11 protein-coding genes are annotated in these 12,402 nt (G+C 60.7%); 6 read left to right on the top strand and 5 right to left on the bottom strand.

The features are described from left to right. Positions 1 to 195 precede the first annotated feature (195 nt). The 6 genes from gatC to LAB08_RS03785 all read left to right on the top strand — a co-directional run bounded on the left by gatC (position 196) and on the right by LAB08_RS03785 (position 5,419). Positions 196 to 483 carry an Asp-tRNA(Asn)/Glu-tRNA(Gln) amidotransferase subunit GatC gene (gene gatC / locus LAB08_RS03810; protein ID WP_077045271.1) on the top strand — a complete coding sequence of 96 codons (288 nt, stop codon included), beginning with the start codon at positions 196 to 198 and terminating at the stop codon, positions 481 to 483. A gap of 16 nt (positions 484 to 499) precedes the next feature. Beyond that, positions 500 to 1,951: an Asp-tRNA(Asn)/Glu-tRNA(Gln) amidotransferase subunit GatA gene (gene gatA, locus LAB08_RS03805; RefSeq protein WP_096513458.1), complete on the top strand. Its 1,452-nt coding sequence runs from the start codon at positions 500 to 502 to the stop codon at positions 1,949 to 1,951. 10 nt (positions 1,952 to 1,961) lie between these two features. Further along, positions 1,962 to 3,407, top strand: coding sequence for an Asp-tRNA(Asn)/Glu-tRNA(Gln) amidotransferase subunit GatB (gene gatB / locus LAB08_RS03800; RefSeq protein ID WP_096513459.1), 1,446 nt, complete (start codon positions 1,962 to 1,964; stop codon positions 3,405 to 3,407). A 148-nt stretch (positions 3,408 to 3,555) separates the two neighbouring features. Continuing rightward, positions 3,556 to 3,930, top strand: coding sequence for a septal ring lytic transglycosylase RlpA family protein (locus tag LAB08_RS03795; RefSeq protein WP_096513460.1), 375 nt, complete (start codon positions 3,556 to 3,558; stop codon positions 3,928 to 3,930). Positions 3,931 to 3,980: 50 nt separating this feature from the next. Next, positions 3,981 to 5,042: a calcium/sodium antiporter gene (locus tag LAB08_RS03790; RefSeq protein ID WP_096513461.1), complete on the top strand. Its 1,062-nt coding sequence runs from the start codon at positions 3,981 to 3,983 to the stop codon at positions 5,040 to 5,042. Beyond that, positions 5,039 to 5,419 (top strand): carboxymuconolactone decarboxylase family protein, encoded by a 381-nt coding sequence (locus LAB08_RS03785; protein ID WP_096513462.1) that lies wholly within the window; start codon positions 5,039 to 5,041, stop codon positions 5,417 to 5,419. Before LAB08_RS03790 ends, LAB08_RS03785 begins: the two co-directional genes overlap by 4 nt. A 155-nt stretch (positions 5,420 to 5,574) precedes the next feature. On the opposite strand, the gene LAB08_RS03780 is transcribed toward LAB08_RS03785, so the two are convergent. The 5 genes from LAB08_RS03780 to kdgD all read right to left on the bottom strand — a co-directional run bounded on the left by LAB08_RS03780 (position 5,575) and on the right by kdgD (position 12,211). Further along, positions 5,575 to 6,516 (bottom strand): AEC family transporter, encoded by a 942-nt coding sequence (locus LAB08_RS03780; RefSeq protein ID WP_096513463.1) that lies wholly within the window; start codon positions 6,514 to 6,516, stop codon positions 5,575 to 5,577. Between the two features lie 196 nt (positions 6,517 to 6,712). Beyond that, positions 6,713 to 8,266 carry a galactarate dehydratase gene (garD, locus tag LAB08_RS03775; protein ID WP_096513464.1) on the bottom strand — a complete coding sequence of 518 codons (1,554 nt, stop codon included), beginning with the start codon at positions 8,264 to 8,266 and terminating at the stop codon, positions 6,713 to 6,715. Between the two features lie 11 nt (positions 8,267 to 8,277). Continuing rightward, the gene (locus tag LAB08_RS03770; RefSeq protein WP_096513465.1) at positions 8,278 to 9,648 is read right to left on the bottom strand and encodes an MFS transporter; all 1,371 of its coding nucleotides are present in this window, start codon (positions 9,646 to 9,648) and stop codon (positions 8,278 to 8,280) included. 151 nt (positions 9,649 to 9,799) lie between these two features. Then, a complete protein-coding gene (locus LAB08_RS03765) occupies positions 9,800 to 11,239 on the bottom strand; it encodes an aldehyde dehydrogenase family protein (RefSeq protein WP_096513467.1) in 1,440 nt (479 codons plus the stop codon). A 60-nt stretch (positions 11,240 to 11,299) separates the two neighbouring features. Next, positions 11,300 to 12,211 carry a 5-dehydro-4-deoxyglucarate dehydratase gene (gene kdgD, locus LAB08_RS03760; protein WP_060542957.1) on the bottom strand — a complete coding sequence of 304 codons (912 nt, stop codon included), beginning with the start codon at positions 12,209 to 12,211 and terminating at the stop codon, positions 11,300 to 11,302. Positions 12,212 to 12,402 lie beyond the last annotated feature (191 nt).

Raw genomic sequence — 12,402 nt, 5'->3', positions numbered from 1 at the left:
GCAACGCGTGGGTAAAAAAGTGCGGCAAACTCTAACAACGACAGGGATTTTGGGCAAGGCGCCAATATGTTAAATTGGCCGCTTTTCTGTGCACCAAGCCCCACAATCGCGGCCTTATGACCGTAGAAGTGCGGTAGTGTTCCGACAATCTAACACACGGACGCCGTCCGTCTTGTTTTCCACTGGAGAATCCCAATGGCGCTAGAACGCTCCGACGTGGAAAAAATCGCTCATCTGGCCTGCCTTGGCCTCAATGAAGCCGATCTTCCACACATCACTTCGGCCCTCAACAGCATTCTTGGGCTCGTCGACGAAATGCAGGCGGTCAATACCGACGGCATCGAGCCGCTGGCCCACCCACTGGAAGCCAGCCAGCGCCTGCGTGCGGACGTCGTGACCGAGACCAATAACCGCGAGGCTTACCAGTCCATCGCACCAGCGGTCGAAAACGGCCTGTACCTGGTTCCGAAAGTCATCGACTAAAGGGAAAGAGCCTGCAATGCATCAATTGACTCTGGCCGAGATCGCCCGCGGACTCGCCGATAAAAAGTTTTCCTCCGAAGAGCTGACCAAAGTCTTGCTGGCGCGTATCGCCCAGCTCGATCCGCAGCTCAACAGCTTCATCAGCCTCACCGAAGAGCTGGCGCTCACGCAGGCGAAAGCCGCTGACGCACGCCGCGCCAAGGGTGAGAGCGGCGCCCTGCTGGGTGCGCCGATCGCCCACAAGGACCTGTTCTGCACCCAGGGCATCCGCACCAGCTGCGGTTCGAAGATGCTCGACAACTTCAAGGCACCGTACGACGCCACCGTCGTCGCCAAGCTGGCCGCTGCCGGGGCCGTGACCCTGGGCAAGACCAACATGGACGAGTTCGCCATGGGTTCGGCCAACGAGTCGAGCTACTACGGCGCGGTGAAAAACCCGTGGAACCTGGAGCACGTTCCAGGCGGTTCGTCGGGCGGTTCGGCCGCTGCGGTTGCCGCTCGTCTGTTGCCTGCCGCCACCGGCACCGACACCGGCGGTTCCATTCGTCAGCCCGCCGCCCTGACCAACCTCACCGGCTTGAAACCGACGTACGGTCGTGTATCGCGCTGGGGCATGATTGCCTACGCCTCCAGCCTCGACCAAGGTGGCCCGTTGGCTCGCACCGCCGAAGACTGCGCAATTTTGTTGCAAGGCATGGCCGGCTTCGACCCGAACGACTCCACCAGCATCGACGAGCCCGTGCCGGACTACAGCGCCAGCCTGAACGGCTCGCTGCAAGGCCTGCGCATTGGTGTACCTAAAGAGTACTTCGGCCCCGGTCTCGATCCGCGCATCGCCGATCTGATCCACAACAGCGTCAAGGAGCTGGAAAAGCTCGGCGCCGTGGTCAAGGAAATCAGCCTGCCGAACATGCAGCACGCGATCCCTGCGTACTACGTGATCGCCCCGGCGGAAGCCTCTTCCAACCTGTCGCGTTTCGACGGTGTGCGTTTCGGCTATCGCTGCGAAAACCCGGCAAACCTGATCGACCTGTACAAACGCTCCCGTGGCGAAGGCTTCGGACCTGAAGTGCAGCGCCGGATCATGGTCGGTGCCTACGCGCTGTCCGCCGGTTACTACGATGCCTACTACCTGAAGGCGCAGAAGATTCGTCGCTTGATCAAGAACGACTTCATGGCCGCCTTCAATGAGGTCGACATCATCCTCGGCCCGACCACGCCGAACCCGGCCTGGAAGCTCGGCGCCAAGAACAGCGACCCGGTCGCTGCGTACCTGGAAGACGTCTACACCATCACCGCCAACCTCGCGGGTCTGCCGGGCTTGTCCATGCCAGCAGGTTTTGTCGATGGCCTGCCGGTCGGTGTGCAACTGCTCGCCCCGTATTTCCAGGAAGGCCGCTTGCTAAACGTTGCGCACCAGTACCAGTTGAACACCGACTGGCACACCCGCACCCCAACCGGCTTCTGAGGAGACACACATGCAATGGGAAGTCGTGATCGGGCTGGAGATTCACACCCAGCTCACCACCCGGTCGAAAATCTTTTCCGGTAGTTCCACCACCTTCGGTTCCGAGCCGAACACCCAGGCCAGCCTGATCGACCTGGGCATGCCTGGCGTATTGCCGGTGCTGAACCAGGAAGCGGTGCGCATGGCGGTGATGTTCGGCCTGGCGATTGACGCCGAGATCGGCCAGCACAACGTGTTCGCCCGTAAAAACTATTTCTACCCGGACTTGCCCAAGGGCTACCAGATCAGCCAGATGGAATTGCCGATCGTCGGCAAGGGTCACCTGGACATCGCCCTGGAAGACGGCACGGTCAAACGCGTCGGCATCACCCGCGCGCACCTGGAAGAAGACGCCGGCAAGAGCCTGCACGAAGAGTTCAGCGGCGCCAGCGGCATCGACCTGAACCGTGCCGGCACGCCGTTGCTGGAAATCGTCTCCGAGCCGGACATGCGCAGCGCCAAGGAAGCCGTGGCTTACGTCAAGGCGATTCACGCGCTGGTGCGTTACCTGGGCATCTGCGACGGCAACATGGCCGAGGGTTCGCTGCGTTGCGACTGCAACGTATCGATCCGTCCGAAAGGCCAGGTCGAGTTCGGCACCCGCTGCGAGATCAAGAACGTCAACTCGTTCCGCTTCATCGAGAAGGCGATCAACAGCGAAATCCAGCGTCAGATCGAGTTGATCGAAGACGGTGGCAAGGTGATCCAGCAGACGCGCCTGTACGACCCGAACAAGGACGAAACCCGTCCGATGCGCAGCAAGGAGGAAGCCAACGACTATCGTTACTTCCCCGATCCGGACCTGCTGCCAGTGGTCATTGAAAACACCTTCCTCGATGACGTACGTGCCACCCTGCCTGAATTGCCACCGCAGAAGCGCGAGCGTTTCCAGGCGCAGTTCGGTCTGTCGGTCTATGACGCCAGCGTCCTGGCCACCAGCCGCGAGCAAGCCGATTACTTCGAGAAAGTCGCGAGCATTGGCGGTGACGCCAAACTGGCGGCCAACTGGGTCATGGTTGAACTGGGCAGCCTGCTGAACAAGCAAGGCCTGGACATCGAAGAGTCGCCGGTTTCCGCCGAGCAATTGGGCGGCATGCTGCTGCGCATCAAGGACAACACCATCTCCGGCAAGATCGCCAAGGTGGTGTTCGAAGCCATGGCCAACGGCGAAGGCAGTGCGGACGAGATCATCGACAAGCGCGGCCTCAAGCAAGTGACCGACACCGGCGCGATCTCGGCGGTGCTGGACGAAATGCTCGCGGCCAATGCCGAACAGGTCGAACAGTACCGCGCGGCAGACGAAGCCAAACGGGGCAAGATGTTCGGCTTCTTCGTCGGCCAGGCCATGAAAGCCTCCAAAGGCAAGGCCAACCCGCAACAGGTCAACGAACTGCTCAAAAGCAAGCTCGAAGGCTGATGGGCATGGAGCCAGCATTCAAGACTGGCTCCACACCCTGTGGGAGCGAGCCTGCTCGCGATGGCGGTCCGGCACTCAATACAAAGTTGATTGTCAGAATGGCATTCGCGAGCCAGCTCGCTCCCACATTGTTTCGGGAAAACCTTCTATGAAACGTCTACTTGGCGCCTGCGCCCTGCTCTCTCTGCTGGCCGGTTGCGCCAGCACCGAAACCGTCGATCCGCACGGCTATGACAGGACTGGTGTAGCGTCCTATTACGGCGCCAAACACCAAGGCAAACGCACCGCCAGTGGCGAGCGTTTCGACAAGAATTCCCTGACCGCCGCCCATCGCCAGTTGCCCTTCGGCACGCGGGTGAAGGTCACCAACCTGAACAACGACAGATCCTGCGTGGTGCGCATCAACGATCGCGGGCCACACACCCGTGGGCGCCTGATTGACCTGTCCCATGAAGCCGCCGCACGCCTGGGCATGCTCAAGAGCGGCACCGCACGGGTTCGCGTGCAAGCCCTCGACGACTGAACCACGGAGCCCCGACCATTTTCGGACTTGCCGATTTACCCCTGATCAGCGTGATCGAATTGTTCAGTGGGCTGGTGCTATTGATTGCCGGCGCCGAACTGATGGTGCGTGCAGCGGTGCGCCTGGCCGCTCGCCTGCATGTACGACCGCTGATCATCGGCCTGACCATCGTCGCCCTCGGCAGTAGCGCACCGCAGATGGCGGTCAGCCTTCAAGCGACCCTCGCGCATAACGCCGACATCGCCGTCGGCAGCGTGATCGGCAGCAGCATATTCAACATCCTCGTCACCCTCGGGTTATCCGCACTGGTCATCCCGTTGCGGGTGTCACGGCAACTGGTGCGCCTGGACATTCCCCTGATGATCGGCGCCAGCCTGCTGGTGTTCGTGCTGGCCTGGAACGAAGAACTGACCCGCACCGACGGCACGATTTTGCTGGCGGCAATGGTGTTGTACCTGGGCTTGCTGCTGCGCCAGTCCCGGCACTCGGCTCGCCCGCATTCGATCAGCCACGAAGGCGAGCAGGCGCCGTGGATCAGCAGCCTGCTGATGATTTTCGTCGGTCTGGCGCTACTGGTGTACGCCGGGCATTTGCTGCTGGGCGCGGCGGTATCGGTCGCCACCGAACTGGGGTTGTCGGAGCGGATCATCGGCCTGACCATCGTCGCCATCGGCACGTCTTTGCCGGAGCTTGCCACCTCGTTGATCGCCGCCTTGCGCGGTGAGCGGGAAATCGCGGTGGGTAACGTGATCGGCAGCAACCTGTTCAACCTGCTGGGCGTGCTCGGCGTCACCGCATTGATTGCACCATCGCCACTGTCGGTGTCGCCCAATGCCCTGGATTTCGACCTGCCGGTGATGCTCGGCGTCGCGGCGCTTTGCCTGCCGGTGTTCTATTCCGGTTACCGGGTGACCCGCGCCGAAGGCCTGTTGTTTTTGGGCTTGTACCTGGCTTACGGCCTGCACGTGGTGTCGTTCACCACCGGCATGCCGCTGGCGGGCAAGCTTGAACATTTGATGCTGTTTTTCGTCCTGCCGGCGCTGGTGGCGTTCTTGCTGTTCACGTCGCTGCGCGCCTGGCGTCGCCAACACCACAAGAGGGAATTGCCATGACCGAGAATAAAAAAGCCGGCGTTGAAGTACGTCGCCAAGTGATGGGCGATGCCTTCGTCGATCGCGCGCTGGGCAACGCCACCGAGTTCACCCAGCCTCTGCAGGATTTCGTCAACGAACACGCCTGGGGCGGTGTGTGGAACCGCGAAGGGTTGCCATTGAAAACCCGCAGCCTGATTACCCTCGCCGCGCTGACTGCGCTGAAGTGTCCGCAAGAGTTGAAGGGTCATGTGCGTGGTGCACTGAACAACGGTTGCACCGTGGAAGAGATCCGCGAGGCGCTGCTGCATTGCGCGGTGTATGCCGGCGTGCCGGCGGCGATCGATGCGTTTCGGGCGGCGCAGGAAGTGATCGACACTTATCAGAAGCCGGAGTAACAACCCAACATTTGCAGTGACAATAAGATTGCCATCGCGGGCAAGCCTTGCTCCCACAGGTTTTCTGTCGGACACAACTTATTCGAACAACACGAAACCTGTGGGAGCAAGGCTTGCCCGAGATGAGGCCCTGAAGAACACCGAAATTTCTGAAGTTAGATCCACCCACCCCACTGCAACAAAAAGATCCCGATGTTGGTGGTGACCGCCGCCATCAGCGTGGTGATGACGATGATCGCCGCCGCCAGTTCATGGTTGCCATCCGCCGCCCGGGCCATGACGAAACTGGCGGCGGCGGTCGGGCTGCCGAAGTACAGAAACAGAATCCCCAATTCCGCCCCGCGAAAGCCCCAGAGCCATGCGCCCAGCGTCGCCAGTACCGGCAGGCCGAGCATTTTCACCAGGCTTGAACTGAGCGCCATTGAGCCGCTTTTACGCATCGCTGCGAGCGACAGGGTGCCACCGATGCAGATCAGTGCCAGCGGCAAGGTGGTTTGCGCCAGATACTGGCCGGACGTCTCCAGCCATCCCGGCAATCCGATCTTGAAGTAGGCAAATGGCGCCGCCACGATCACGCTGATGATCAGCGGATTGCTCAATACGCTTTTGCAGATGCTCCACGGGTCGGACTTGATCACCGGGCTGTACACCGCCAGCACGATAGTCGACAGCGTGTTGTAAAACAAGATCACCAGCGCTGCGAGAATGGCCCCGAGGGAAATCCCGTAATCACCGTACATGCTCGCTGCCAGCGCCAGGCCAATCACTCCATTGTTGCCCCGGAAGGCGCCCTGGGTGTAGATCCCGCGGTCTTCCCGCGGGCACTTCAAGATCGCCCAGCCCCAGGCGATGGCAAAGCACACCAGGGTCGCGAGGGAGAAGTAGATCAGCAGGGCTGGTTGCAACGCGGCATGCAGGTCGGCATGCAGGATGCCCAGAAACAGCAATGCCGGCATGGTGACGTTGAACACCAGTGACGACGCCGTGTGGATGAAGTTGTCGTTGATCCAGTCGATGCGCTTGAGCAACACCCCCAGAAACAGCATGGCGAACACCGGCGCGGTGATGTTCAGGGTTTCGAGGAAAATTGCCAGCATGCCGGGGGAACCTTGGGTGAGCGTCGTTAGTTAGCTAATGATAAGCCACCAGGCACTTTGGCGTCTGGAAGTCCGTCATCGCGGCGGTGCGACGATTCGACAAGCCTTGCTCCCACAGGATCGGGTCATACACGGAAGATGTGTACGACCCGATCCTGTGGGAGCAAGGCTTGCCCGCGATGCAGGCGATTCGGTATCAGGTGATAGGCGCCGGGTTGAACAGGGTGATGTCGTTATGCAGCTTGTGCCGCTCGGCCCAGGTCTGTTTCTTGCCGCTGGCCACGTCCAGGTAATAGTGAAACAACTCCCAGCCGAGGTCTTCGATAGAAGCGCGTCCGGTGGCGATGCGTCCGGCATCGATGTCGATCAGGTCCGGCCAGCGCTGTGCCAGTTCGGTCCGGGTCGAGACCTTCACCACGGGCGCCATGGCCAGCCCGTAGGGCGTGCCGCGACCGGTGGTGAACACGTGCAGGTTCATCCCCGCCGCCAGCTGCAACGTCCCGCAGACAAAGTCGCTGGCCGGGGTCGCGCAGAAGATCAGGCCTTTTTCCTTGAATCGCTCGCCAGGGCCGAGCACACCGCTGATCGCGCTGCTACCGGATTTGACGATCGACCCCAGGGACTTCTCGACGATATTCGACAACCCGCCCTTCTTGTTGCCCGGCGTGGTGTTGGCGCTGCGATCCGCCTCGCCCTTGGCCAGGTAACGGTCGTACCAGTCCATTTCCCGCACCAGTTCCTGGGCGACTTCCCGGGTTTGCGCACGCGAGGTCAGCAAGTAGATGGCGTCGCGCACTTCGGTCACTTCGGAAAACATCACCGTCGCGCCAGCACGCAGCAACAGGTCCGAGGCATAGCCCAGGGCCGGGTTGGCGGTGATCCCGGAAAACGCATCGCTGCCACCACACTGCATGCCGAGGATCAGCTCGGACGCCGGCACGGTTTCCCGACGGCGTTGATCGAGCTTCTTCAAACGGGTTTCAGCCAGCGCCATGATCTGCTCGATCATCTCGGTAAAACCGTGGCTGGAATCCTGCAGGCGATACAGCCACGGCTCGCTCAAATCCACCGAGGCATCGTCCTCGTGCATCACCTGCCCGGCCTGTAATTTCTCGCAACCCAGGCTGATCACCAACGCCTCGCCACCCAGGTTCGGGTTGCGCGCCAGGTTGCGCACGGTGCGGATCGGGATGTAGGCATCGGTGGCGGTAATCGCCACACCACAACCGTAACTATGGGTCAGCGCCACCACGTCATCGACGTGCGGGTACTTGGGCAGCAACTCGTCCTTGATGCGCTTGACCGCGTGATCCAGCACGCCGGTCACGCATTGCACAGTGGTGGTGATGCCGAGAATATTGCGCGTACCAACGGTACCGTCGGCGTTGCGATAACCCTCGAACGTGTAGCCTTCCAGCGGTGCTTGCGCGGCCGGCACTTCGGTGGACAGCGGCAGGCTGTCCAGCGGTGGCGCGGTCGGCATGCGCAGTTGATCTTCCTTGACCCAGCTGCCGCGTGGAATCGGCTGCAAGGCGTAGCCAATGGTCTGGCCGTAACGAATTACCTGGCCTCCCTCGGGAATGTCTTCCAGGGTGATCTTGTGGCTCTGTGGCACGAAGTCCACGGTCACCAGGCCATCCGAAAACTCGGTGCCGGCCGGTACGCCCTGATCGTTGACCACGATCACTACATTGTCCCGCTCGTGCAGGCGGATGTAGCGCGGCGAGTCGGAATGTTCAATCAACTGCATGACGCCGCTCCTCAGGAATGCGCTTGAGACAATTTGTTGTTCGTTTCAGAACCGCTGACCGGCGGCTCCTTGAGCACTACACGCTTGATCGGACCCACGATGACCAGATAGCTGAACACCGCGACCAGAGCGTTGCAACCGACAAACACCAGCGCCCATTTGAACGAACCGGTGGAGCTGATGATGTAACCGATGACGATCGGGGTGGTGATCGAAGCGAGGTTGCCGAACATGTTGAAAAGACCACCGCTCAAACCGGCGATCTGTTTCGGCGATGTGTCGGATACCACGGCCCAGCCCAGCGCACCCACGCCTTTGCCGAAGAACGCCAGGGCCATGAAGCCCACGACCATCCATTCGATATCGACGTAGTTACAGGCCACGATGCTGCTGGAAACCAGCAGACCGGCAATGATCGGCGCCTTGCGGGCGAAGGTCAGGGAATGACCCTTGCGCAGCAGGTAGTCGGAAATCACCCCGCCGAGCACGCCACCGATAAAGCCGCAGATCGCCGGCAACGAGGCAATGAAACCGGCCTTGAGGATGGTCATGCCACGTTCCTGCACCAGGTACACCGGGAACCAGGTCAGGAAGAAGTAAGTAATGCCGTTGATGCAGTACTGGCCCAGGTACACACCGAGCATCATGCGGTTGGTCAGCAGTTGGCGGATGTAGTCCCATTTCGGACCGTCGACCTTTTTGCCTTTGTCCTTGTCCTGGTCCATGTCGACCATGCCGCCGTTGTCGGCAATGTGCTTGAACTCGGCATCATTGATCATCGGGTGCTGGCGCGGGCTGTGGATAACCTTGAGCCAGATCCCCGAGAAGATCATGCCGATCACGCCCATGACGATAAACACGTGCTGCCAGCCGAAGCTGTAGACGATCCAGCCCATCAGTGGCGCGAACAACACGGTGGCAAAGTATTGCGCCGAGTTGAAGATCGCCGAAGCCGTACCGCGTTCAGCGGTCGGGAACCAGGCCGCCACAATCCGTGCGTTACCGGGGAAGGATGGCGCTTCGGCCAGGCCCACCAAAAAGCGCAGCATGAACAGCGCAACCACTGCCGTGGACAGGCCGAACTCACCGACATAACCCTGCAACACGGTGAACAGCGACCAGGTGAAGATGCTCAATGCATAGATTTTTTTCGAACCGAAACGGTCCAGCAACCAGCCACCGGGAATTTGCCCGGCCACATAGGCCCAACCGAATGCCGAGAAGATATAGCCGAGGGTGACCGCGTCAATGCCGAGGTCTTTTTGCAGGCTGGAGCCGGCGATCGCGATGGTCGCCCGGTCGGCGTAGTTGATCGTGGTCACCAGAAACAGCATGAGCAGGATCAAATAGCGGACGTGAGTCGGCTTCTGGGTCGATTGCATGTAGATGTACTCCCACTGATTATTTTTATGCGGGGTGAATCTTTTTTGGTCTTTTTGTGGGAGCTGGCTTGCCAGCGATGCGGATACCTCGGTCGTTCAGTTGCACCGCGGTGATGCCATCGCTGGCAAGCCAGCTCCCACAGGTATTGCGTCAGGAGCCGATGTAGCTGGTTTTCACGACCGTGTAGAACTCTTGCGCATAGCGGCCTTGCTCACGTGACCCATAGGATGAGCCCTTACGCCCACCGAACGGAACGTGGTAATCCACGCCGGCTGTCGGCAGATTGACCATCACCATCCCGGCCTGCGAGTGGCGCTTGAAGTGGTTGGCGTACTTCAGGGACGTGGTGGCAATGCCCGCCGACAGGCCGAACTCGGTGTCATTGGCCATGGCCAGCGCAGCGTCGTAATCGGCCACGCGGACAATGTTGGCGACCGGACCGAAGATCTCTTCGCGACTGATGCGCATCGACGCTTCGCTGTCGGCAAACAGGGTTGGCGCGAGGAAGTAACCCTCGGTGTCACAGGTCACCAGGCCGCCACCACTGACCAGGCGCGCACCTTCGGATTGTCCGATGTCGATGTACTTCATGTCCTGTTCAAGCTGCGCCTGGGAGACCACCGGACCGATGTCGGTGCCCGCCTTCAACGCGTGACCGACCTTGATCGACTTCATGCGCTCGGCCATGGCTTCGACGAACTTGTCGTGAATCCCGGCAGTGACGATCAGGCGGCTGGAGGCCGTGCAACGCTGGCCGGTGGAGTAGAACGCGCTCTGCACCGACAACTCGACCGCTTGCTTGAGGTCGGCATCGTCGAGAATGATCTGCGGGTTCTTGCCGCCCATTTCCAGCTGAACTTTGGCCTGGCGCGATACGCAGCTGACCGCGATCTGACGACCCACGCCAACGGAACCGGTGAAGCTGATGCCATCGACTTTCGGGCTGTTGACCAGTGCTTCGCCCACCACGCGACCGCTGCCCATCACCAGGTTGAACACACCCGCCGGGAAGCCGGCGCGGGAGATAATGTCTGCCAGCGCCCAGGCGCAACCCGGCACCAGGTCCGCAGGCTTGAGCACCACGCAGTTACCGTAGGCCAGGGCCGGGGCGATTTTCCACGACGGGATGGCAATCGGGAAGTTCCACGGGGTGATCAGACCGACCACGCCCAAGGCTTCGCGAGTGACTTCAACGTTGACGCCCGGACGCACCGACGGCACGTAGTCACCGGACAGGCGCAGGCATTCACCGGCGAAGAACTTGAAGATGTTACCGGCGCGGGTCACTTCGCCGATGGCTTCGGGCAGGGTCTTGCCCTCTTCCCGAGCCAGCAGGGTACCGAGCTCTTCGCGGCGAGCGAGGATTTCTGTGCCGACTTTATCCAGGGAATCGTGACGCGCCTGGATACCAGACGTGGACCATGCCGGGAACGCGGCACGGGCGGCGTCGATGGCAGCGTTGACCTGGGCCAGGTCAGCCTTGGCGTAGTCGCCGATGGTGTCGCTCAGTTCCGACGGGTTGATGTTGGCCGAGTAATCGGCACCGGCGACCCATTCACCGTTGATGTAGTTGTCATAGCGCTTTGTCACGGGATGCACTCCTCACGCAAAAAGCCGCTGACTGCTCAGCGGCTCTGGTTATGTCGGGATTTACTGCGCGCCCTGCTTGTCGATCAGCGCGGCGAGCATTTCGTACTCTTCGCCGGTCAGGTCGGTCAGTGGCGCACGCACCGGGCCTGCGTCATAGCCGGCGATTTTGGCCCCGGCCTTGACGATGCTCACGGCATAGCCGGCCTTGCGGTTACGGATGTCCAGGTACGGCAGGAAGAAGTCGTCGATGATCTTGCCGACGGTGGCGTGATCTTCACGGGCGATGGCGTGATAGAAGTCCATCGCGGTTTTCGGGATGAAGTTGAACACCGCCGAGGAGTAGACCGGCACGCCCAGCGCCTTGTAGGCCGCGGCGTAGACTTCGGCGGTCGGCAAGCCGCCCAGGTAGCTGAAGCGATCACCGAGGCGGCGACGGATCGACACCATCAACTCGATATCGCCCAGGCCATCCTTGTAGCCGATCAGGTTCGGGCAGCGCTCGGCCAGGCGTTCCAGCAAAGGCGCGGTCAAGCGGCAGACGTTACGGTTGTAAACCACGACGCCAATGCTGACCGATTTGCACACGGCCTCAACGTGGGCGGCAACGCCGTCCTGGCTGGCTTCGGTCAAGTAGTGCGGCAGCAGCAACAGGCCTTTGGCGCCCAGACGCTCGGCTTCCTGAGCGTATTCGATGGCTTGACGGGTCGAACCACCAACACCGGCCAGGATCGGCACGCTGGTCGCGCAGGTGTCGACGGCCGTCTTGATGATTTCCGAGTATTCGCTGGCCGCCAGAGAGAAGAACTCACCGGTACCACCCGCGGCGAACAGCGCCGAGGCGCCGTATGGGGCCAGCCATTCAAGACGCTTGATGTAGCCAGCGCGATTGAAATCGCCCTGGGCATTGAAATCGGTCACCGGGAAAGACAGCAGACCGGAGGAGAGGATGGACTTCAGTTCTTGTGGATTCATTATTCGAACACCCTGGGTTGCGACGTTTGTGTGAGAAGACTGTTCAGCCTGCGCCGAAGTTGTAGGTCATCGTACAACTTAAAATGCAACCGTCAACTGCATTTCATCACTAGTCGCCATTTTTGCTTCGGAAAAACATTTCCTTGACGTAGGAAGTTTCTGATCTATGATCCAGAAAACTGTATATACAT

Source organism: Pseudomonas izuensis, from assembly GCF_002356535.2.
In the GTDB taxonomy this organism is placed as follows: domain Bacteria; phylum Pseudomonadota; class Gammaproteobacteria; order Pseudomonadales; family Pseudomonadaceae; genus Aquipseudomonas; species Aquipseudomonas izuensis.
The sequence above is the reverse complement of the archived record's forward strand: the minus strand, read 5'-3'. Positions and strand labels throughout refer to the sequence as shown.

Bases quoted from the DNA above. Each gene is read 5' to 3' on its own strand.
- gatC (WP_077045271.1), top strand. From the start codon at position 196: ATGGCGCTAGAACGCTCCGACGTGGAAAAAATCGCTCATCTGGCCTGC.
- gatA (WP_096513458.1), top strand. From the start codon at position 500: ATGCATCAATTGACTCTGGCCGAGATCGCCCGCGGACTCGCCGATAAA.
- gatB (WP_096513459.1), top strand. From the start codon at position 1,962: ATGCAATGGGAAGTCGTGATCGGGCTGGAGATTCACACCCAGCTCACC.
- LAB08_RS03795 (WP_096513460.1), top strand. From the start codon at position 3,556: ATGAAACGTCTACTTGGCGCCTGCGCCCTGCTCTCTCTGCTGGCCGGT.
- LAB08_RS03785 (WP_096513462.1), top strand. From the start codon at position 5,039: ATGACCGAGAATAAAAAAGCCGGCGTTGAAGTACGTCGCCAAGTGATG.
- LAB08_RS03780 (WP_096513463.1), bottom strand. From the start codon at position 6,516: ATGCTGGCAATTTTCCTCGAAACCCTGAACATCACCGCGCCGGTGTTC.
- garD (WP_096513464.1), bottom strand. From the start codon at position 8,266: ATGCAGTTGATTGAACATTCCGACTCGCCGCGCTACATCCGCCTGCAC.
- LAB08_RS03770 (WP_096513465.1), bottom strand. From the start codon at position 9,648: ATGCAATCGACCCAGAAGCCGACTCACGTCCGCTATTTGATCCTGCTC.
- kdgD (WP_060542957.1), bottom strand. From the start codon at position 12,211: ATGAATCCACAAGAACTGAAGTCCATCCTCTCCTCCGGTCTGCTGTCT.